Here is a 20,817-nt window from a genome sequence, read left to right as displayed (position 1 = left end):
TTGGCCGTCTGCGGTCAGCGGCGCCATCCGCCGCCTGCCGAGTATCGGGCGGATCAGCAGACCATCGCGGCCGCCTCGGCACGGTCGTTTGGCGGTACCGTCCCATAGCCGTCGCGCCGCTCCGAGCAGAGCGCACAGCGAGGTCAGGGGCGGATCACCCGAACTGAGGCTTCGCACAGGAAGCCGGTCCCCGACGGATGCGCGCGCGCCAGCCTACCGCTCATGCAGGCTGGCGCAGCGCCGGCAACGCACCGAAGCGGAGGATCTCGTGGTGCATCCGGTCAAGCGGCAGGACCTTCATGGCCGCGCCCCGCTCGATCGCCTCCTTGGGCATGCCGAAGACCACGCAGCTCTCCTCGTCCTGCGCGACCGTGAGCGCCCCGGCGCGCCGCATCTCCAGAAGGCCGGTGGCGCCGTCGTCGCCCATCCCGGTCATCAGGATGCCGAGCGCGTTCGCGCCGGCGCAGCGCGCGGCCGCGCGGAACAGCACGTCCACGGACGGCCGGTGCCGCGAGACCAGGGGGCCGTCCTTGACCGACACGCTGTAGCGGTTTCCGGTCCGCTGCAGCAGCAGGTGGCGCCCCCCGGGGGCGATCAGGGCCCGCCCAGGCAACACCGCGTCCCCGTCCTCCGCCTCCTTCACCGCGACGGTGCAGAGGCTGTCGAGCCGCCGGGCGAAAGCCGCGGTGAAATGCTCGGGCATGTGCTGGACGATCACGATGCCGGGGCAATCCGGCGACAGCGCTTCCAGCACGTCGCGCAGGGATTCCGTGCCCCCCGTCGAGGCGCCGATACAGACGATCCGGTCCGTCTCGGCCACGGCCCGGTTGGGGGTCGGGGCCGGCAGCACGGCATCGGCCGTCAGCTTCTTCTCGATGCGGCGGGGCTCCGGGCGCCCCGGACGCAGCTTCGCCCGCGCGGCGGCCCGGACCGCATCGCAGACCCGCACCGAGGACTCGACCAGGAACTGGCGGGTATCGATCCGAGGCTTGGGCACGACATCGACGGCGCCCGCCTCCAGCACGTCGAACAGCGTCCGCGAGCCCGCCTCGGTCAGGGCGGAGCAGATGATCACCGGGATCGGCCGCTGGGCCATGATCTTCCGCAGGAAGGTCAGCCCGTCCATGCGCGGCAATTCGAGGTCGAGGAGGATCACGTCCGGCACCTCCTCCTGGATGCGCCGGGCCGCGATGAACGGATCCGCGGCCGTACCGATCACCCGGATGTCGGGCGCACCCTCCAGGATGGTCACGAGGGTCTGCCGGACCGAGGCGGAATCGTCGACGATCAGGACTCGGGTCGGATCGCGCTGGTTCATTGGATCATGTCCCGCGCCCGGCTGAAGATGGTCGAGGAGACCTGCTCAAGACCCGGCACGCCGGTCCCGGCCATGGATTCCGAATGGCCGACGATCAGGAAGCCACCCGGTCGCAGATGCTGGGCGAGGCGGCTGAGCACCGCCCTCTGGGTGTCCTTGTCGAAATAGATCAGGACGTTGCGGCAGAAGATGACGTCCACATCCTGATCGACCGGGTAGGACGCATCCATCAGGTTGAGGCGCTGGAAATGCACGTGGCTGCGCAGCTCGGGTACGATCCGCCCGAGCTTCCGCGCCGGGTCCCGGGAGGCCATCACGTAGCGGCGCCGGAAGGCCGGCGGGATCTGAACCAGCATCTCCTCCGGGTAGATCGCCTCCGCGGCAACCCGCAGGACCTCCGTGGAGATGTCGGTGCCGAGGATCGCGTAGCTGAACCCGTGCCCGGCCGCGATCATGTCCTGCAGGATCATCGCCAGGGTGTAGGCCTCCGCCCCGGTCGAGGCGGCGGCGCTCCAGATCTTGAGGCGCGGGTTCCCGCCCCGCCGCCGGCAGAGCAGCGGCACCAGATCGTCGCGCAGGTGCTCGAAATGCGCGGGCTCCCGGAAGAAATCCGTCTTGTTGGTGGTGACGCAGTCGATGATGTGGACGAACTCCTCGGCGAGGTGTCCGTCATCGAACAGGTGGTCGCCGTAGGCCTTGAGGCTGTCGAGGTCGAGCGCCCGCATGCGCTTGCGCAGCCGACCCTCGACCATGCTGCGCTTGGTCTCGGGGATCTGGATGCCGATCCGGGCTTGAATCAGATCGGCGACCGTTTGGAAATGGCGGTCCTTCAGCTGCGGCATGGCATCGATCCCGGCGATCAGGCGGCGAGCGGCGGCTCGAGCAGGGCCGGATCGTCGCCCGCCATCAGCGCCTCGAGATTGAACACCACCACGAAGGCCTCGCCTTTGCGGCCGATGCCGGCGATGTAATTCGAGCGCCAGCGTCCGCCGACCTCGGGGGCCGATTCCATCTCGGCCCGGTCGAGTTCCGTCACCTCGATCACCCGGTCGGCCACGAAGCCGACCCGCAGGGCGCGGTCCCGCAACGCGATGTTCAGGAGGATGATGCGGGTGGCCGGCGTCACCGGAACCGCCGGCAGGCCGAGCTTGGTCCGCAGATCGATGACCGGGTAGCTCTGCCCGCGGACATCGATCATGCCGACCAGGAAGGACGGCGCATGCGGCAGGGCGGCCGGTGCGCGGTAATCGAGGATCTCGTGAACGGACTCGATATCGATCCCGAAGATCTCACGATCGAGGCCGAGGGTCAGATACTGCCAGACGCTGGACATACGGGTCTCCGGCTTGGTCGTCGCCTGTCGGATTCCCGCTCGGGGAGTCCGCATATCGGTGGGGTGGTCGGTACATTCGGAATCCGGGCCCGCGCGGGCCCGGACTCGGCGCGGAGCGCATGTCGATCAGGCGACGCGGACGAACTCGGCATCGCGGGTGTCGCCCTCGCCGCCCATGTCGAGGGCAAAGCCCGCCGCACCGGCCGCACGCGGGCGTGCCTTCGCCTTCGGCGCGACCGCCTTGCCCGGCCGGGCCGGCGCTGCCATCCGCGCCGCCGCAGCCCGCAATTGCGGGACCGCCGCCGCCACGCCCGAGGACGCCTCGGTCCGGAAGTAGGCGATCGTCGCCTGCAACCGCTCCGCCTGCAGGGCCAGCTCGTCCGAGGTCGCCGAGACCTGCTCGGACGCGCTCGCGTTCTGCTGGGTCACCTTGTCGAGCTGCTGGATCGCCTGGTTGATCTGGCCCGAGCCGACATCCTGCTCCCGGCACGCCGCCGAGATCTCTTCCACCAGGCTGGCCGTCTTCTTGATGTCGGGGACGAGACGCCCCAGCATCTCGCCCGCCTGCTGAGCCGCCTTGACCGTGTCGGCCGACAGCGTGCCGATCTCGGCCGCCGCCGCCTGACTGCGCTCGGCGAGCTTCCTCACCTCCGAGGCCACCACCGCGAAGCCGCGGCCATGCTCGCCCGCGCGCGCGGCCTCCACCGCCGCGTTGAGCGCCAGCAGATCGGTCTGGCGGGCGATCTCCTGCACGATCGTGATCTTCTGCGCGATCGTCTGCATCGCCTCGACCGCGCGCCCGACCGCCGCGCCGCTGGCCTCGGCGTCCCGGGCCGATTGCCGGGCGATCGCCTCGGTCTGGCCGGCATTCTCGGCGTTCTGCTTCACGTTGGCGGCCATCTCCTCCATGGAGGCGGAGGCCTCTTCCGTGGACGCGGCCTGCTCGGTCGAACCCTGCGACAGCTGCTCGGCCGAGGACGACAGCTCCTCCGACCCCGCCGACACGTTGTTGGCCGCCGCACTCGCCTGTCCCACCACCTCGCGCAGCTTCAGGGTCATGGCCTGCACGGCGGTCAGGAGATCGGTGATCTCATCGCTGCCGGTAGGCACCACGTCCTCGGTCAGATCGCCGTGAGCCACCCGGTTCGCCGCCCCGACGGCCTTCAGCATGCCGCGGGAGATCGAGACCGACAGCCAGATCGCCATGACAAGCCCGATCACCACCGCGCCGGCGACGACACCGATGAGCATCATACGGGTCGTCTCGAAGGCGGTCTGAGTCTCACGCACATAGCTCTGCGCGATGCCCTCCTCGTAGGCGCGAAGCTTCTTGACCTCCTCGATGAGCGCCATCCGCGCCTGCGTGAACGGACCGACATAGACTTGGAGCGCCTTGGCGTCGGTGTTGGCGAGACCGAGGGTGAATACCTGTTCGCCAGCCGCCTCCCAGGTGCGGAACGCGGCACCGATGGCCGCGACGGCCTCGGAAAGCCCATCGCTACGCCCCGCCTCGCTGAGCTTGGCGAAATCCTGATCGAACTGGCGGCGATGCTCGTGATACTCGTTGGCCAGCTTCTCCAGGAGCGCGTCGTCGCTGATCACCACCTCGCGGTAGACATCCGCCACGAGGCGCGTCATCCGAGCCTCAAGGATCGCGCTGAGCCGGCGCGTCTCCGATGAGATGTCAGGCCGGGATGCCAGATCCTGGATGCGGGTGAGCACGGCCCGGGAGAGCGTCAGCTGCTCGCCGCCAGCAATGCCGATCGCGACGTTGTTGCCGTTCTTGACGGAAAATTCCGTGCCCTTGGCGGCGGCGGCGGCCAGCTTGTCCCAGGCCTCATGCAGAGGCTGGAGACGCACCCGCTCCTCGGCGGCGGTTGCGTCGGAATAGTCCTTCAGAAGTGCGCGAAACGTCACGTCCTGTTGCTTGAGGTCAGCGGCGAGCTTCGCCCGGGCCGCTTCCGTCGGCTCGAGCAGCGACCCGGCGAACATGCGCGCGGCATCGACGGCCAGCGTCTCGAAACGCAGAACCCGTTGGACCTGAGCGAAGGGGCCGGACGCGAAGGCCTGCATCCGGTCGTTGGCGCTGCTCAGGCTCGTGATGGCCAGGAAGCCGGCTCCGCCGAGAAGCAGGAGGATCAAGCCGAATGCCGTGCCCAGCTTGGTGCGGATCGTGAGACGCATAGGAGATTTCTTCCGTCAGATTTGGGTGGGATGTTCGAGAGGTCTCGGGGGATCGCGGTTGGCGCGGCCTTGGTGGCCGTGCCAACCCGTGAAAATCGGCATCCGCATCGCTCAGGCGGCGCGGATGAACTCGGCATCGCGGGTGTCGCCCTCGCCGCCCATGTCGAGGGCAAAGCCCGCCGCACCGGCCGCACGCGGGCGTGCCTTCGCCTTCGGCGCGACCGCCTTGCCCGGCCGGGCCGGCGCTGCCATCCGCGCCGCCGCAGCCCGCAATTGCGGGACCGCCGCCGCCACGCCCGAGGACGCCTCGGTCCGGAAGTAGGCGATCGTCGCCTGCAACCGCTCCGCCTGCAGGGCCAGCTCGTCCGAGGTCGCCGAGACCTGCTCGGACGCGCTCGCGTTCTGCTGGGTCACCTTGTCGAGCTGCTGGATCGCCTGGTTGATCTGGCCCGAGCCGACATCCTGCTCCCGGCACGCCGCCGAGATCTCTTCCACCAGGCTGGCCGTCTTCTTGATGTCGGGGACGAGACGCCCCAGCATCTCGCCCGCCTGCTGAGCCGCCTTGACCGTGTCGGCCGACAGCGTGCCGATCTCGGCCGCCGCCGCCTGACTGCGCTCGGCGAGCTTCCTCACCTCCGAGGCCACCACCGCGAAGCCGCGGCCATGCTCGCCCGCGCGCGCGGCCTCCACCGCCGCGTTGAGCGCCAGCAGATCGGTCTGGCGGGCGATCTCCTGCACGATCGTGATCTTCTGCGCGATCGTCTGCATCGCCTCGACCGCGCGCCCGACCGCCGCGCCGCTGGCCTCGGCGTCCCGGGCCGATTGCCGGGCGATCGCCTCGGTCTGGCCGGCATTCTCGGCGTTCTGCTTCACGTTGGCGGCCATCTCCTCCATGGAGGCGGAGGCCTCTTCCGTGGACGCGGCCTGCTCGGTCGAACCCTGCGACAGCTGCTCGGCCGAGGACGACAGCTCCTGAGACCCGGCCGACACGTTGTTGGCCGCGGCGGCCGCGTCCGCCACCACCGCCCGCAGCTTCTCCAGCATCTGCTCCAGGGCGTGGCCCATCGTGTCCTTGTCGGAGAGCGGCACGGCCTTCACGGTGAGATCCCCCTCGGCGATCGCACCCGCCAGGACTGCGGTGGCGTTGAGGTTGGTGGTCATCCGGTTCATGGCGGCGATCAGATCGCCGATCTCGTCCTGTGAGGTCTCGGTGATCGTCTGGCTCAGGTCGCCGACCGCGACGGCCTCGGCCAGCGACACGGCCCGTCCCAGGCCCCGCGCGATCGAGACGGCGAGCCAAGCGGCGACGATCAGGCCGACGAGGAGCGCGCCGAGCACCGCAGCGAGCAGCACCGTCTGGCCCTCATGCGCGTCGGCTCTGGCGCGCTCGGCGGCTTCCGCCGTGCGGTGCGTCTGGTAATCGGTCAGCTTGTCGAGGGCGCCGTAGACGGCCTGGGTGGCGGGAACGAAATCCGCGGCCGCGAGGGCGGCGGCCTCGACGGCTCCCCCCGTCGCCACGATGGCGACGGCCTTCTGGAACGAGGCGGTCCAGGCATCGTAGCGCGTGCGGAGGCCTTCGGTGGGAAGCTTGAGGCCGCTGGCGACCCGGATCAGATCGTCCAGGCTCTGTGTGGTTTCCTGCTGCGTCTTGCGCGCCGCATCCACGCGCTCCTCCAGGGCGGCCATCGTGGTCGCGCCCGTCGCGGCCTGCAAGCGGCCCCAGGAGCGTTCGAGGCGGGTCTGGAAGGCCAGAAGCGGTCGCAGGAGCGCGCCGGCCTGCGCGCCGGCTCTTCCGGTGAGGGCATCCAGTTCCGCCCGAACCGCCACGGTCGCCGGGCGGCCGACATTGATGATCTCGGCCCAGGTCCGGACATTCGAGTTCAGTTGGGCCTTCTCGATGATCGCCTTGGCCAGGACCTCCTGTGCGGCGAGCTTGACGGTCACGTCGGCATAGAGGCGTTTGCCCTCCTCGGTGAGCAGGCCGTCCTTCGCCTTCTCCAGGGCGGCGCGCGCCTTGGCGCGGTTCACAGCGGCGCGCTGACCGAATTCCGCGATTTCGGTGTCCCTGGTGCTGATCACTGCGGCCCGGACGTTCGCGACGCTCTTCGCTGTCTGGCCCTCGGCATCCAGCACCAGGGCCTGCAGGTCGGCGCGCCCGACCGCGAAGTGCAGCGCGTCCGCCGTGGCCGAAAGCTTCTGGTAGCCGACTCCTCCGGCGATTCCGGCGAGGAGCAGCACGGCGCCGAACCCGGCCGCCAGCTTGGTCTTGATCGAAACCCGCATCTCTACGACCCCCCGGTCAGTTCAAGATCTGCTGCATGTCCGGGATGATCACGAACTCATCCCCAGACTTGACGATCGAACGGATGAATTCGGGCCGCCACGCCGTGCCGATCGCGGGCACCTGCTGGCGGGTTTCCAGCGCAACGGCGGTCACCTCAAAGACCTTGTCGGCCACGAGCGCCACCAGAGTCGCGTCGCCGTCGAAATCGAGTTCGATCACCACGAAGCGGGTGTCGCGCGTCATGGCCGTCACCGGCATGCCGAAGCGCGCGCGGATGTCGGCGAGCGGCACCACGTTGCCGCGCACATTCACGATATGGGCGAGGTGGGGCCGCGCCCCGGGCATCCGCGTGGCGGGGATCGGATCGATGATCTCGCGCACCATCCCGGCATCGAGCGCGAAGGTCTCGGTGCCGATGCCCAGCATCACCACCTGAAGGGTACCGGCCGCCCGGCCGGCCTCGACGAAGTCGGTCATCATGCCACCTCTCGGTATTCGCCCTGGCCGGCCGCGTGCCCGCCCGCCGCGATCTGGGCGGGATCGATGATGAGCGCCGCCGTCCCGTCGCCGAGGATCGTGGCACCCGAGAAGGCTGCGACGTCGGCGTGAAGCTTCGACAGGGACTTGATCACCGTCTGGTGATTGCCGAGGATCTGGTCGGCCACGAGCCCGATCCGGGTCTCCCCCACCGCGACGATGATGACCTTCTGATGCGGGTCGGGCTCCCCCGACGCGTCGAACAGGTCGCGCAGCCGCAGGAACGGCACGAGGGCGCCGCGGATGTCGAGGAAGTCCCGGCCGCAGCCCCGATTCCGGTCGGCAGGCAGCTCGATGCATTCCTCCACCGCCGCCAGGGGCAGGACGTAGCGGGCCTCGCCGACCCGGATCAGCAGCCCCTCGATGATGGCGAGCGTCAGCGGCAGGCGCAGTACGATGGCCGTGCCGGCGCCGGGCTCGGTGGTGATGTCGATGGAGCCGCGCAGGGCCTCGATGGTCTTCTTGACCACGTCCATGCCGACCCCGCGGCCCGACAGGGCCGAGATCTCGTGCGCCGTGGAGAAGCCGGGGGCGAACAGGAACTGGTAGACCTGCTGGTCGGTGAGCGGCGTGCCGGGCTGGACGAGCCCCCGCTCCTCGGCCTTGGCGCGGATGCGGGCCACGTCGAGGCCGGCGCCGTCGTCGCGGACGGTCACCAGAACCTGGGCGCCCGCATGCTCGGCCGTGAGCGCGATCTGCCCGGTCGCGTCCTTGCCGGCCGCCGCGCGGCGCTCGGGCGCCTCGACCCCGTGATCGATCGCATTGCGGATCAGGTGCACGAGCGGGTCGGCGAGGCGTTCGATCACGGTCTTGTCGAGCTCGGTCTCCTCGCCATCGGTGACGAAGGTGACGGGCTTGCCGAGATCACGCGACAGGTCGTGGACGAGGCGCCGGAAGCGGCTGAACAGCGCGCCGATCGGCACCATCCGGATGCTCATGGTGGTGTCGCGCAGCCGCGCCGACAGGCGCTCGATCTCCTCCGCGATGGTCTTGATCCCGGCATCGGCGTGCAGGCCGGCGAGCTGGCTGAGCCGCGCCTGGGCGATCACCAGCTCGCCGACCCGGTCCATCAGCTCGTCGAGCCGCTCCGCCTCCACCCGCACGGTGCTGGCGGCCCGCGGCGGTGCCCGGCGCTCGGCCGGGCCGCGGACGGGCGTATCCCGCTCCGCGGCCGGCGCGGCCGGCACGGCGACCAGCGTGGCCTCGGCGGCCGGCGCGACCGGATCGGCTGGCGGCGAAGCCGGTTCGGGCACCGCGACGGGCAGTCCAGGGGCCAGCGGCGCGAGGGTGAGTTCCATCGCGTCCTGCACGAACAGGAACACGTCCTCGATCGCCGCCCGCTCGACGGCGCCGACCAGGGTGACGTCCCAGCCGATATGCAGGCTCTCCGGATCGAGATTCTCGAGCTCCGGGAGGTCCGCGAGGCGGGGCACGACTGTGCAGGCGCCGAGTTCGCGCAGCTCGTCCAACAGGGCCAGCGGGTTGGTGCCGTTCTGCAGGATCTCGGGCGCGAAGCGGATCCCGATCTGCCATCCGGTCGGCGCGGGTTCGGATGTGGGCCCCGCCACCGGCGCGGCCGACTGCGCCGGCGCACCGCCCACGAGCCGCTCCAGCTCCGCCAGGATCGCGTCCCCGATCACCGCAGTGTCGGGATCGGATTCCTCAATCAACGAGCGGATGTAGTCCTTCGCCGAGAGGGCGACGTTGACGAGTTCGACGCTCGGCGCGATCGCGCCGCGCCGGACGAGGTCGAAGGCGGTCTCGAAATCATGCGTGAAGGCGGCAACCCGGTCGAAGCCGAACATCGCGCCGGAGCCCTTGATCGTGTGCAGCGCCCGGAAGGCCGTGTCGATCAGCGTCGTGTCGTCCGGCCGGTCGCCGAGATCGAGCAGCGTGGTTTCCAGGCGGTCGAGAAGCTCATTGGCTTCCGACAGAAAGACCTCTCGGGGATCAAGTGTCGTCATGGTCAAAGAGATCCGAATCCAGCGACATCGATCTCGGTGAAACGATCACCTGATCGCCTCCCCGCGGGTTCAACCTGTGCAGACGATCTGAGCTATCGCGACGCGTTGCAGTTTTACGGTCCGCCGTTCCCGACCGACCGGCTGGTTTATAGCTTAGAATTGCTCACCTACGCTCATCAAGATTTCGTGTCCACGAAATTTTACATCTCGCATTGCTAAAACTGGATGCTCTTCACTGAAATTGTAAATCAATAAACCGACCACCAGGCTCGAAACAATTTTGGACATCACTGCGCAGTTTTTGCTCTTTCTGCGTGAAAAGAATTATTGCCTCCACGAGCTGAATCTTTTTCTGCCTTGCGCCAACGAAAAGTCTGACCAGCGCTTGATTTCGCCGGGCTTTGACACAGTGCCGGGCAACGCACGCGCGGTTCAGAACAGATCGACCCCGGCCAGGGGATCGGCGACGTCCGAATCGGACCGCGACGCGGCCGACGCACCGAGCAGGCGCTGAGACATCCGATCCCGGATCTCGCCGAGGGTGCAGGCGGCGATCGCCTCCGCGATCCAGGCGGATTCGCTCGGCGCCCCCCCCCGGCGGGCGACCACCGCACCAGTCTCGTCGGACAGGTGGCGCTGGCGGTCCTCCGCGGCGCGAAGCAGAACCTGCAGGTTCTGCAGGCGCTGCTTGGCGAGATCCTGGAACTGCATGGTGACGATGGCCCCGGAGACGTCCCCGGCAATGGCCTCCGTGGCCCGAACGGTCTGCGACAGAACCTCGGCGAATCGCCGATTCTGATCGACCAGCGCCTCCATGACGAGGCGCACCCGGGCATCGGCACTCCGGCTCTCCTCCGACATGTCGATCGTCGCGATGTCGTGCAGCAGGCCGTGGCTGCTGCGCAGTCCGGTCGCGATCGAGCCGATCTGACCCTTGATCACCCCCGAGAGCGCGTTGATGGAGCCCGCGAGTCCGCGCACCTCGTCGGCCACCACCGCGAAGGCCCGCCCGGCCTCCCCGGCCCGGGCCGCCTCGATCTTGGCGTTGAGCGCCAGGAGATTGGTCTGGCGGTTGATCGCCTCGATCCGCGCCACGCTGCCGTCGATGGAGCCGAGTTCGCCGAGCACGGTGCTCAGCGCCTCCGTCAGGGTCGTGCCGCGGGAGGACAGCAGGGCGATCTTGCCGATCAGCGAGGACAGGATGCCGCCGAGACCCGCCGCAACCTCCGCCAGGGGCTGTTCGGACCCGTCGATCCGCACCGATTGGATCGCGCTCGCCAGCCCCTGCACGATCTCGGCCTGACCGCGGGTCGTATCCGCGATCCGCTGGAACCGCTCCGACAGCCCGTCGACATGGGTCTCGATATCCGTCGAGACGATCCCGAGTTCGTCGATCAGGGCATCGAGCAGGGCGCGCTGCCGGTCGGACAGGTCGAGCCAGCCATGCAGCAGGTCGGCCAAGCCGGTCCGGCCGAGACGCGCTTCCGGGGATGGCTGCACATCCAGCCGATCCTCCGCCCGAGCCTCCGGCTCCGCATCCACCGACCCTGTGTCACGCTGACTGAGATGGGCGCGATCCCGGAAGGACATCCGCGTGTATTCCTTGAACTCCGCCCGAGCAACCGACGGCGGCATACCATCGTTCTCCATCCTATCCCAAGTGCTCGGCGCGTCGACTTGGACGACAATCTCTTTCTGCTGAGGCGCGTTAAAAATTCATGCCTCAAATCGCACGTATCAAAAATCATGAACTGTATTTTTGCTTAATTTTTAAATATCAATATTCACGAAGTCACTTCGACGACGGGGCGGCGGCGGATTTGATGCGCAAGCCAAATATAAGCAAATACGCCTCCGGCGACGGCCGCGATATTTATAGTGGTGCGCCAATACGCGACGATATTGTTTTGGCTCGGATGGAAGGATGAGAGTCGAATTTGTTTGACCGATCCACGCGGATGGAGGAGGATTTAAGACATCTGGTTTCTGGAATGATCGGCAAGGGTCGGTCCGCGGGTCGATCCGCGCAATCACAGCTGTCCGAGGCGTCATGTCCGAATCCCGAACACTCAGATTGCCGGCGCAGTGTGATCTTCGATCGGTCCCGTCGCTCCGGGGCGACATGCTCGCCGCCCTCGACGGCGCCGCGGCGGTCACACTGGACTGTGCCGATGTCGAGCGGGCCGACATGGCCTTCGTTCAGCTCGTCCTGGCGGCCGGGATGTCGGCGGCCCGTCGCGGTGTGAGCCTCGCGTTGACGAATCGGACCGCGGGTCTCGACGTTGCCTTTTGCCGGGCGGGTCTCGACCCTTCCGCCCCGCCCATGCCCGCCCTTTAGACGCGCAGATTCGGATTTCGCCATGGCAACTGTTCTCGCGGTCGACGATTCGCCCAGCATCCGGCAGATGATCAAGGTCGTCCTGGGACCGGCCGGCCATACGGTGGTCGAGGCCGGCGACGGCGCCGAGGGGCTCGCCAAGGCCACGGCCGAGCCGGTCAACCTCGTGATCACCGATCTCAACATGCCGGTGATGAACGGAATCGAGATGATCCGGCAGCTCCGGCAAGTTCCATCCTGCACCGGCGTGCCGATCCTGTTCCTGAGCACCGAGTCGGACGAAGGCATGAAGCAGCAGGCCAGATCCGCCGGTGCGACCGGCTGGATCACGAAGCCGTTCAAGCCGGATCAGCTCCTCGCCGTGGTCACGAAGCTGATCCGCAGCTGAACGCCGGCCCGGGGCGTGCACCGGCATCGATCGTGTGATGGCGCCTTGGTGGCTCTCCAGCATTCCACGCCGACGGGCCGCGGTGACGAAAAGAGTCGGGCGCGGGAGCTGGCAGATCGTCGTCGGCCCAGGGGGTCAAGGCATTTCGCCGGCTGAACTCTCGACCCGTCGGGTCGTCGGCGATCAGCCGCAATAGCGTTCGCCCACGATTCGGATCAGGCGCTCCCGACGCACGTCCGGATCGGTGTCGGACCGATAAGCCTCGCGTGCCGTCCCGACGCCCATAGCCCGACGATCACTCGGCCGCGACTGAACGGGGCGGCCCACCGAAGCGGACCGCCCCGTCAAGGAACACGCTCAGTTCAGCGTCGCATGGACCGGCCGGCGCTCGGTGCCGACCGTGACGTCGCCGATCATCAGCCCCAGCGGGCCGAGGCGGACCGGCACCGTCTCGCCGTCATGGACCTTGCCGGAGAGCACCAGCTCGGCCAGCGGATCCTGCACGTTCTTCTGGATCACCCGCTTCAGCGGCCGCGCCCCGTAGGCCGGGTCGTAGCCCTTGTCGGCGAGCCAGTTCTTGGCGTCCTCGTCCACGTCGAGGGTGATCTTGCGATCGTCCAGGAGCTTCTGCAACCGCCCGAGCTGGATCTCGACGATCGCCCCCATCTCCGACCGCGCGAGGCGGTGGAACAGGATGATCTCGTCGACCCGGTTCAGGAATTCCGGCCGGAAGTGGCTCCGCACCACGCCCATCACCTCGTCGCGGACCGCCTCGGTGTCCTGGCCCGCGGGCTGGTTCACCAGATACTCGGCCCCGAGATTCGAGGTCATGATCAGCAGCGTGTTGCGGAAATCGACCGTCCGCCCCTGCCCATCCGTCAGCCGCCCATCGTCGAGAACCTGCAGCAGGACGTTGAACACGTCCGGATGCGCCTTCTCGACCTCGTCGAACAGCACGACCTGATAGGGCCGGCGCCGCACGGCCTCGGTCAATGCCCCGCCCTCCTCGTAGCCGACATAGCCCGGAGGCGCGCCGATCAGCCGGGCGACCGCGTGCTTCTCCATGTATTCCGACATGTCGATGCGCACGAGCGCCGTGTCGTCGTCGAACAGGAATCCGGCCAGAGCCTTGGTCAGCTCGGTCTTGCCGACGCCGGTCGGGCCCAGGAACATGAACGAGCCGATCGGCCGGTTCGGGTCCTGAAGCCCGGCGCGGGCCCGGCGGACCGCGGTCGAGACCGCCTCCACCGCCTCGTGCTGGCCGACGACGCGCTTCGACAGCGCCTCCTCCATGGCCAGCAGCTTCTCGCGCTCGCCCTCCAGCATCTTGTCCACCGGCACGCCGGTCCAGCGCGAGACGACCCCGGCGACGTGGGCGGGCGTGACCGCCTCCTCCATCATGCCGTCGCGGCCGTTCTCCGCCTTCGCCTCGATCTCGGCGAGCTGCTTCTCCAGACCCGGGATCACCCCGTAGGCGAGCTCACCCGCACGCTGGTACTGGCCCTGGCGCTGCGCCGCGGCGAGCTCGTTCCGCGCCTCGTCGAGCTTCTTCTTGAGGCCGGCGGCCGTGCCGAGCTTGTCCTTCTCGGCCTTCCACCGCGCGGTGATCGCCGCCGAGCGCTCTTCGAGATCGCCGAGTTCCTTCTCCAGCCGGACCAGCCGGTCGCGGGAGGCGGAATCGGACTCCTTCTTGAGCGCCTCGGCCTCGATCTTCAGCCGGACGATCTCGCGGTCGATGTTGTCGAGTTCCTCCGGCTTGGAATCGACCTGCATGCGCAGGCGCGAGCCGGCCTCGTCGACGAGGTCGATCGCCTTGTCGGGCAGGAAGCGATCGGTGATGTAGCGGTTCGAGAGCGTCGCGGCCGCGACCAGGGCGGAATCCTGGATGCGCACGCCGTGGTGCTGCTCGTACTTCTCCTTCAGGCCGCGCAGGATCGAGACCGTGTCCTCCACGGTCGGCTCCGACACGAAGACCGGCTGGAAGCGCCGGGCCAAGGCCGCGTCCTTCTCGACGTGCTTGCGGTACTCGTCGAGGGTGGTCGCGCCGACGCAGTGCAGCTCGCCGCGGGCAAGCGCCGGCTTCAGCAGGTTCGAGGCATCCATGGCCCCGTCCGCCTTCCCGGCGCCGACCAGCGTGTGCATCTCGTCGATGAACAGGATGATCCCGCCCTCGGCCGCCGTGACCTCGGAGAGCACACCCTTCAGCCGCTCCTCGAACTCACCGCGATACTTCGCGCCGGCGATCAGCGCGCCCATGTCGAGGGCGAGCAGGCGCTTGTCGCGCAGGCTCTCCGGCACGTCGCCGTTGACGATGCGCAGGGCCAGACCCTCGACGATCGCGGTCTTGCCGACGCCGGGCTCGCCGATCAGCACCGGGTTGTTCTTGGTGCGCCGGGACAGGACCTGGATGGTCCGCCGGATCTCCTCGTCGCGGCCGATCACCGGGTCGAGCTTGCCGTCCCGGGCGGCCTCGGTGAGGTCGCGGGCATACTTCTTCAGCGCGTCGTAGGCGTTCTCGGCCGAGGCGTTGTCGGCGGTGCGGCCCTTGCGCAGCGCGTTGATCGCCGCGTTCAGCGAGGCGGGGGTGACGCCCGCCGCCTGCAGCGCCTTGCCGGCCTCGGAATCCTTCTCGACCGCGAGCGCCAGGAGCAGCCGCTCCACCGTCACGTAGGAATCGCCCGCCTTCTCGGCGGCCTTCTCGGCGGTGTCGAACAGGCGCATCAGCTCGCGCGTCGCCTGCGGGGGAGACGCGTTGCCGGACACCTTCGGCTGCTTGGCGAGCCACTGCTCGGTCTGGGCCAGAGCCACGCGCGACTGACCGCCCGCGCGATCGATCAGGCCGGCGCACAGGCCCTCCGGATCGTCGAGCAGGACCTTGAGCAGGTGGCCCGGCTGAAGCTGGGGATGTCCCTCGCGCATCGCGAGGTTCTGAGCCGCCTGCACGAAGCCGCGTGCGCGCTCGGTGTATTTTTCGAAATTCATGCACAACCCTCCCGTACCGGCATCCGCCGCCCGATGAGAGGCGCGGCGCCACCGAAACGTCGCCCTCCGGCACTCCGCCGCACGAGGGCCCCAGCGCCGTAGATGGCCGCCGGTAGACCCGATGTGGTGTTGCAAATGGGCACCACAAGGGGCGGCGAGGCTCTTGCGCGACGGATCATTTCAGGGCCACGCTCCGCGCATGACCGCATTGATTCACGTCAGCGCCCTCTATCGCTATCCGGTGAAGGGCCTGAGCCCCGAACCCGTAGAACGGGCCAACCTCGAAACCAGCGGATTTTTTCCCGGCGACCGGCTCTACGCGATCGAGAACGGCCCGTCGGGCTTCAATGAAGTCGCCCCGCGGCATCAGCCGAAGACCAAGTACCTGATGCTCATGCGCGATGAGGCTTTGGCCCGCCTGCGCACCCGCTACGACGACGCCACGGCGACGCTGACCGTCGAGGGCTACGGCGAGCCGCAGGCCTTCCGGCTCGACACCGAAGCCGGGCGGGACGGCCTCGCCGATCTCATGCGGCGCTTCGTCCCCGAGAGCCTGCGCGGTGAGCCCAAGGTGCTCGCGGCCCCGCCGCAATACCGCTTCACGGACTCGCCCATCGGCTACGTCTCGCTGATCAACCGGGCAAGCGTGGCGGCTTTGGAGGATTATCTCGGCACTCCGGTCGATCCGCTGCGCTTCCGCGGCAACCTGCTGGTCGAGGGGCTGGCGCCCTTCGCCGAGCTGGAAATGGTCGGCCGGGTGATCGAGGCGCCGAGCGGGCTGCGGCTCAAGATCACCAAGCGGACGGTGCGGTGCGCGGCCACCAACGTCGATCCGGCGAGCGGCATCCGCAACTGCGATATCCCCTGGACGCTCGACGCGCGGCTCGGCCACCGCGACCTCGGCGTCTACGCGGAAGTGATCGCCGGCGGGGCGATCGCGCGCGGGGACGCGCTGCGGCCGGTCGGCTGAAGGTCACGCCGCTCTCCCAGCCGTCCGAGGCTGCTCGGATCGAAGGTCGTGCCTCGCCTGCGGCTTGACGGGTCTACAATCGGCCCGTGCAGCGGGTATATGGGGGGCCGATACGAGAGAGCCCCTGCGCGTCCCGGCCCGCATACGGGGCCGTGCCGCAGCCTCGGAGCACGCCATGAAACATGTCCTGGTGACCGGGGCGGCCGGGTTCATCGGCTATCATGTGGCCCGGCGCTGCCTGGAGGCGGGTTGCACCGTCGTCGGGCTCGACAACCTGAACGACTATTACGATGTCGCTCTCAAGGAGAGCCGCCTCCATACGCTCGAACCCTTCGACACGTTCACGTTCCGAAAAATCGATCTGGCCGACCGCGCCGGCATGGAGGCCGTCTTCCGGGAACAGGCCTTCGACACGGTCATCCACCTCGCCGCGCAGGCGGGCGTGCGCCACTCGATCGAGAACCCGCACGCCTACACGCGGAGCAACATCGACGGCTTCCTCAACGTGCTGGAGGGCTGCCGGCACGCGCGCGTCGGGCACCTCCTCTACGCCTCGTCGAGTTCGGTCTACGGTGCGGTGACGCAGATGCCGTTCTCGGTCCACCAGAACGTCGATCATCCGGTCAGCCTCTACGCGGCGACCAAGAAGGCCAACGAACTCTTCGCCCACAGCTACAGCCACCTCTACGGCATCCCGTGCAGCGGCCTGCGCTTCTTCACGGTCTACGGCCCCTGGGGCCGGCCCGACATGGCGCTGTTCCTGTTCACCCGGGCGATCCTGGCGGATGAGCCCATCAAGGTGTTCGGCCAGGGGCAGATGCGGCGCGATTTCACCTACATCGACGACGTCGTCGAAGGCGTGGTTCGCCTCGCGGCGGCGCCCGCCCGCGGCAATCCGGCCTGGAATTCGGACGCGCCCGACCCCGGCACCAGCAGCGCACCCTACCGGGTCTACAACATCGGCACCCATCAGCCGGTGCAGCTCCTGCGCCTGATCGAAATCCTGGAGACGTGCCTCGGCCGCAAGGCGCGCAAGGACTTCCTCCCGATGCAGCCCGGCGACGTGCCCGCCACCTATGCGGATGTCGAGGATCTCGCGGCCGCGGTGGGCTATGCGCCGAGCACGCCCATCGAGGTCGGCGTGGAGCGGTTCGTCCGCTGGTATCGGGATCACTACCGGAGCTGACGCGTCGCGGAGCCGGCCGCGCCGACGCGGCCGGGCACGGTTCAGTACCGGTCGTCGGACGTCACGCCTCCGCCCGGCTCGACCTCGGGCGACGCGTCCGGGAGGGGCGCCTCCCGGTTCGGGCGCGGCTTGATCGGCGCTCGCCGGGGTACCGGCGCCACCCTCTGCACGGCGACGGGCGGGGCGGCCTTTCCGGGCGGACCGGCTGGCCCGGGCGGCCCCTGGGCTCCGCGGGGGCCCATCGGCCCCATCGGACCCATCGGCCCGGTCTCCCCCATACTCCCGGCTTCGCCGGCCGGTCCGGGCCGACCGGGCTCACCCGGCGCGCCCGCAGCCCCCCTCAGACCGGGCGGACCGGCCGGGCCCGGCATACCCATCGCGCCGGGCTGGCCGGCCGGCCCGGTTTCCCCTCGCGGACCCGCCTCGCCCCGTGGACCCTGCGGTCCGACGAGGCCGGGCGCCTGCGGCCCCTGCTGCCCACAGCCTGCGATCACCACACTGCGCGACTGCTTCGGCGTTTGAAGCGTCGCGATACAGGTGGCCGGGTGATAGACGACGCGGAACTCGAAATAGCCGTTGCTGTCCGTCCGATGTGGGAACTGGCCGTCGAGCGTGATCTCGGTATCCGGGTCGTCGGCATACCCGATGATCCAGAGATCGCCGCCGGTGATCTTCGCCGCCTCGATCCGCATCTCGGCCTGGGCGGGGGCCGCCCAGGCGATCGACAGGGCGGCCACGCCGTAGGCGGCGTTGCGCTTTCGCGCTGCGCGCATTGCAAATTCCATAATCATCTGAGCAGTCACCATGCCGTACCGCTCAGGTTAAGCAATTACCCATTCGAACGATCGAATTTGAAAACGGACGTTTTCCAGAGGTTATGCTCTCAAAACGCACTTCCGTGAGCATATCGCACTGAATACCCCGCGACCGCCCGGCCGCGCGGTCGCATCGCAGCGCGGCTCGGCCAGTGCCGAACGGCCCAGAGGAATGCACACCGGGCCGAAGGGTTCACCTGGACGTGCTCACAACTCTGTCAAAGGGGGCTGGATCGACGCCGATCGAGCGGGCGATCCGGACCGTCTTCTCAGGCCGCCGCGATGCGGTTCGCGAACACCTTGGCCTCCAGTTCAGGCACCGGCATCGGCCGGCCGAGGTGGTAGCCCTGGAGGAACGGGCAGCCCATCGTCTGCAGGGTGCGGAGATCCTCGTCGGATTCGACCCCTTCGGCCACGACCTCAAGCCCGAGCATGCGGCCGAGGCCGAGGACCGCGAGGACAAGGCCGCGCTTGTCGTCCGAGTCGCTGAGGCCCGTCACGAAGCTCCGGTCGATCTTGATCCGGTCCGCCCGAAGCTGGCGCAGCGACGAAAGCGACGAGTAGCCGATGCCGAAATCGTCGAGGGCCACGCGGATGCCCGCGCGGGACAGGCCGTGCAGCTTGCCCTGAACGGCCGCGATATCAAGCGCGGTTTCCTCGGTGATCTCGATCTCCAGCATCGCGGGCGGCAGATCGAGGCGGTTCAATCGCTCGATGACGATCTCGTCCACCGGCACCTGGGCCATCTCCTGCGGGGAGACGTTCATGGCGACGCGCACCGTCCCGAGGCCCCGGGCGCGCAGGATCTGCATCATCGCGCAGACCTGTTCGAGGATGTAGCGCAGCAGCGACTCGGTCAGCCCAGCGGTCGCCGCCGTGACGACCAGGTCGGGCGGCGCGATCCAGCCGAGCCGCGGGTGCTGCCAGCGCACCAGGGCTTCGAGCCCCACCAGCGTCTGCGCGTCCAGGGCATAGATCGGCTGGAACCACACCTCCAAATCGGCCTCCGCGAGGGCCGTCGAGAGGTCGCGCTCCAGATCGCGGCGGATCTGCAGACGCTCGCGCAGGCCCGCATCGAACATCCGGTAATGGTTCCGCCCGGCCGCCTTCGCGGCATACAGAGCCGCGTCGGCGCAGCTCAACATCTCCGTCAGGCTCGGCTCCGTGCCGGAATGAACGCCGATGCTCACCCCGAGCCGGCCCGCATCGAACCCGTCCAGCGGCTGCGCGACCGCCGCGACGAGACTCGCCGCGAGCTGATCCTGGGGGATGCCGGACGCGGCGGGATCGTACAGCACCGCGAACTCATCCCCCCCGAGCCGCGCCGCGAGGCCGTTGCCCGGCAGCACGGCGCGGATGCGTCGGGCCACCTCGACCAGCACCCGGTCGCCGGCCTTGTGGCCGTAGACGTCGTTGACGAGCTTGAAGCCGTCGAGATCGAGCAGCAGCAGGCTGATCGCGCCGGCCTGGAGGCGACTTTCCGCCTGTTGAATGAAGCCGGCCCGATTGAAGAGACCGGTCAGGTCGTCGTGCGTGGCGCGGCGGCGCATCTCATCGGCCAGGGCGCTCACGCTTGCATGGGCCTCAGCGCGGGATCGCGCCAGCGCGGTCGCCTCGTTCTTGATCCGGCTCGCCTCACAGAAACCGGCCTCGCTCCGGAACGCCGTATGCGTCAGGGCCAGGAGGTAGAGCAGCACGCAGGCCGCGAGGCAGTCCCGGTCGAAATCGCCGGCCGCGACGAGGCAGACGGTGACCGAGAGCAGCGGCGGCAGGATGAAGGCCAGCGGGATCCGCGCATACGCCGTCCCGTGCGTCACCGCGCCGGCCGTGATGCCGCAGGTGATCACGAGGTAGAACAGGGTCTGCGCCGAGGTGTAGCCCTCGCAGAGCAGGGGCTGGCAGGCCCAGACCAAGCCGGACAGGAATGCCGCCGCGATGCAGGCGCACAGGTGCCGATCGGCGGACCGCAGGGACGCGGCGGCCATGGCGGGCGTCGTGTCCGGCGTCAGGCCCAGCCCGAGACAGGGAGCGCGGCACAGGCCGATCCGCAGGAGGTTGACGGCCGTGGAGACCGTGAACCAGATGGCGCCAGCCTCACCATGGCCGCTGTGAAAGGCGACCCATGTGCTGGCCAGACCGAGGAGCATGTTGACCGGAATCGCCGCCAGGACGCTGCCGCGCATGGCTTGGAGCTGGTCGCTCCGAACGAGGGCGCGCGCGAGCAGCTCGGCCGGACGGGCAGCTTCACTCAGGCCCGCGGGCAGCGGAACAGTCATCTCCTGATCCCGGACAGTCGACGCGCGTCTACCCAGAGACGCGCGATTCTCCCCCATGAATCGTAAGATAATGTTGCAGAGCAACCGGCGTCCATAGACACCGGGATTTGTCCCGGCTTTGTGGCGCCACGGACTTTCAGCCGGACATGTCATGGCTCACCGCGCGGCCGCGCAACACAGGACGCATCCGGAAGCCGAGCGCTGCCCCAGGACGACGAGTCGCAAGCCGTTCCCGCCCTGCG

At 68.7% G+C, this 20,817-nt stretch carries 16 protein-coding genes; 5 read left to right on the top strand and 11 right to left on the bottom strand.

The genetic code is table 11. The annotated features are described in order from the left end of the window. Positions 1-220: 220 nt before the first annotated feature. The 8 genes from FVE89_RS09175 to FVE89_RS09140 form a co-directional block, all read right to left on the bottom strand. On the bottom strand, positions 221-1,318 hold the full coding sequence (locus FVE89_RS09175) for a chemotaxis response regulator protein-glutamate methylesterase (RefSeq protein ID WP_160533717.1): 1,098 nt from the start codon (positions 1,316-1,318) through the stop codon (positions 221-223). Then, a complete protein-coding gene (locus FVE89_RS09170; protein WP_160533716.1) occupies positions 1,315-2,160 on the bottom strand; it encodes a protein-glutamate O-methyltransferase in 846 nt (281 codons plus the stop codon). The genes FVE89_RS09175 and FVE89_RS09170 overlap by 4 nt, the downstream gene beginning before the upstream one ends. Before the next feature lie 17 nt (positions 2,161-2,177). Continuing rightward, on the bottom strand, positions 2,178-2,651 hold the full coding sequence (locus FVE89_RS09165) for a chemotaxis protein CheW (protein ID WP_160533715.1): 474 nt from the start codon (positions 2,649-2,651) through the stop codon (positions 2,178-2,180). A gap of 126 nt (positions 2,652-2,777) precedes the next feature. Next, the gene (locus tag FVE89_RS09160) at positions 2,778-4,835 is read right to left on the bottom strand and encodes a methyl-accepting chemotaxis protein (RefSeq protein ID WP_160533714.1); all 2,058 of its coding nucleotides are present in this window, start codon (positions 4,833-4,835) and stop codon (positions 2,778-2,780) included. Positions 4,836-4,946: 111 nt separating this feature from the next. Next, a complete protein-coding gene (locus FVE89_RS09155; protein WP_160533713.1) occupies positions 4,947-7,118 on the bottom strand; it encodes a methyl-accepting chemotaxis protein in 2,172 nt (723 codons plus the stop codon). A 16-nt stretch (positions 7,119-7,134) separates the two neighbouring features. After that, complete coding sequence (locus FVE89_RS09150) at positions 7,135-7,596, bottom strand: chemotaxis protein CheW (RefSeq protein WP_160533883.1); 462 nt, start codon at positions 7,594-7,596, stop codon at positions 7,135-7,137. Next, positions 7,596-9,620: a chemotaxis protein CheA gene (locus tag FVE89_RS09145; protein ID WP_160533712.1), complete on the bottom strand. Its 2,025-nt coding sequence runs from the start codon at positions 9,618-9,620 to the stop codon at positions 7,596-7,598. Before FVE89_RS09145 ends, FVE89_RS09150 begins: the two co-directional genes overlap by 1 nt. A 432-nt stretch (positions 9,621-10,052) precedes the next feature. Beyond that, positions 10,053-11,120 (bottom strand): methyl-accepting chemotaxis protein, encoded by a 1,068-nt coding sequence (locus FVE89_RS09140; protein ID WP_348644678.1) that lies wholly within the window; start codon positions 11,118-11,120, stop codon positions 10,053-10,055. Positions 11,121-11,338: 218 nt separating this feature from the next. Here FVE89_RS09140 and FVE89_RS09135 point away from each other — a divergent pair, with 218 nt between their 5' ends. The 3 genes from FVE89_RS09135 to FVE89_RS09125 all read left to right on the top strand — a co-directional run bounded on the left by FVE89_RS09135 (position 11,339) and on the right by FVE89_RS09125 (position 12,346). Further along, complete coding sequence (locus FVE89_RS09135; RefSeq protein ID WP_160533711.1) at positions 11,339-11,548, top strand: hypothetical protein; 210 nt, start codon at positions 11,339-11,341, stop codon at positions 11,546-11,548. Positions 11,549-11,670: 122 nt separating this feature from the next. Beyond that, positions 11,671-11,958, top strand: coding sequence for an STAS domain-containing protein (locus tag FVE89_RS09130; RefSeq protein ID WP_160533710.1), 288 nt, complete (start codon positions 11,671-11,673; stop codon positions 11,956-11,958). Between the two features lie 22 nt (positions 11,959-11,980). Further along, positions 11,981-12,346, top strand: coding sequence for a response regulator (locus FVE89_RS09125; protein WP_160533709.1), 366 nt, complete (start codon positions 11,981-11,983; stop codon positions 12,344-12,346). 357 nt (positions 12,347-12,703) lie between these two features. Here FVE89_RS09125 and clpB read toward each other — a convergent pair whose 3' ends face one another. Next, complete coding sequence (gene clpB / locus FVE89_RS09120; protein ID WP_160533708.1) at positions 12,704-15,328, bottom strand: ATP-dependent chaperone ClpB; 2,625 nt, start codon at positions 15,326-15,328, stop codon at positions 12,704-12,706. A gap of 199 nt (positions 15,329-15,527) precedes the next feature. Here clpB and FVE89_RS09115 point away from each other — a divergent pair, with 199 nt between their 5' ends. Beyond that, the gene (locus FVE89_RS09115; protein ID WP_160533707.1) at positions 15,528-16,298 is read left to right on the top strand and encodes an MOSC N-terminal beta barrel domain-containing protein; all 771 of its coding nucleotides are present in this window, start codon (positions 15,528-15,530) and stop codon (positions 16,296-16,298) included. Between the two features lie 175 nt (positions 16,299-16,473). Then, a complete protein-coding gene (locus FVE89_RS09110; RefSeq protein ID WP_160533706.1) occupies positions 16,474-17,484 on the top strand; it encodes an NAD-dependent epimerase in 1,011 nt (336 codons plus the stop codon). A 41-nt stretch (positions 17,485-17,525) separates the two neighbouring features. Here FVE89_RS09110 and FVE89_RS31500 read toward each other — a convergent pair whose 3' ends face one another. Continuing rightward, positions 17,526-18,257 carry a collagen-like protein gene (locus tag FVE89_RS31500; RefSeq protein ID WP_160533705.1) on the bottom strand — a complete coding sequence of 244 codons (732 nt, stop codon included), beginning with the start codon at positions 18,255-18,257 and terminating at the stop codon, positions 17,526-17,528. Between the two features lie 311 nt (positions 18,258-18,568). Beyond that, the gene (locus FVE89_RS09100; protein WP_160533881.1) at positions 18,569-20,482 is read right to left on the bottom strand and encodes an EAL domain-containing protein; all 1,914 of its coding nucleotides are present in this window, start codon (positions 20,480-20,482) and stop codon (positions 18,569-18,571) included. Between the last annotated feature and the right edge of the window lie 335 nt (positions 20,483-20,817).

The sequence above is a fragment of the Methylobacterium sp. 2A genome (assembly GCF_009806555.1).
Lineage (GTDB): Bacteria > Pseudomonadota > Alphaproteobacteria > Rhizobiales > Beijerinckiaceae > Methylobacterium.
Note: the sequence above shows the minus strand (reverse complement) of the source record. Positions and strands in the feature narration are given on the sequence as shown.

What these genes read in the sequence shown, in the direction of transcription:
- FVE89_RS09150 (WP_160533883.1), bottom strand. Translation starts at nt 7,596, where the DNA reads ATGACCGACTTCGTCGAGGCCGGCCGGGCGGCCGGTACCCTTCAGGTG.
- FVE89_RS09170 (WP_160533716.1), bottom strand. Translation starts at nt 2,160, where the DNA reads ATGCCGCAGCTGAAGGACCGCCATTTCCAAACGGTCGCCGATCTGATT.
- FVE89_RS31500 (WP_160533705.1), bottom strand. Translation starts at nt 18,257, where the DNA reads ATGCGCGCAGCGCGAAAGCGCAACGCCGCCTACGGCGTGGCCGCCCTG.
- clpB (WP_160533708.1), bottom strand. Translation starts at nt 15,328, where the DNA reads ATGAATTTCGAAAAATACACCGAGCGCGCACGCGGCTTCGTGCAGGCG.
- FVE89_RS09115 (WP_160533707.1), top strand. Translation starts at nt 15,528, where the DNA reads ATGACCGCATTGATTCACGTCAGCGCCCTCTATCGCTATCCGGTGAAG.
- FVE89_RS09110 (WP_160533706.1), top strand. Translation starts at nt 16,474, where the DNA reads ATGAAACATGTCCTGGTGACCGGGGCGGCCGGGTTCATCGGCTATCAT.
- FVE89_RS09160 (WP_160533714.1), bottom strand. Translation starts at nt 4,835, where the DNA reads ATGCGTCTCACGATCCGCACCAAGCTGGGCACGGCATTCGGCTTGATC.
- FVE89_RS09175 (WP_160533717.1), bottom strand. Translation starts at nt 1,318, where the DNA reads ATGAACCAGCGCGATCCGACCCGAGTCCTGATCGTCGACGATTCCGCC.
- FVE89_RS09155 (WP_160533713.1), bottom strand. Translation starts at nt 7,118, where the DNA reads ATGCGGGTTTCGATCAAGACCAAGCTGGCGGCCGGGTTCGGCGCCGTG.
- FVE89_RS09125 (WP_160533709.1), top strand. Translation starts at nt 11,981, where the DNA reads ATGGCAACTGTTCTCGCGGTCGACGATTCGCCCAGCATCCGGCAGATG.
- FVE89_RS09165 (WP_160533715.1), bottom strand. Translation starts at nt 2,651, where the DNA reads ATGTCCAGCGTCTGGCAGTATCTGACCCTCGGCCTCGATCGTGAGATC.
- FVE89_RS09130 (WP_160533710.1), top strand. Translation starts at nt 11,671, where the DNA reads ATGTCCGAATCCCGAACACTCAGATTGCCGGCGCAGTGTGATCTTCGA.
- FVE89_RS09135 (WP_160533711.1), top strand. Translation starts at nt 11,339, where the DNA reads ATGCCTCAAATCGCACGTATCAAAAATCATGAACTGTATTTTTGCTTA.
- FVE89_RS09100 (WP_160533881.1), bottom strand. Translation starts at nt 20,482, where the DNA reads ATGCGCGGCAGCGTCCTGGCGGCGATTCCGGTCAACATGCTCCTCGGT.
- FVE89_RS09145 (WP_160533712.1), bottom strand. Translation starts at nt 9,620, where the DNA reads ATGACGACACTTGATCCCCGAGAGGTCTTTCTGTCGGAAGCCAATGAG.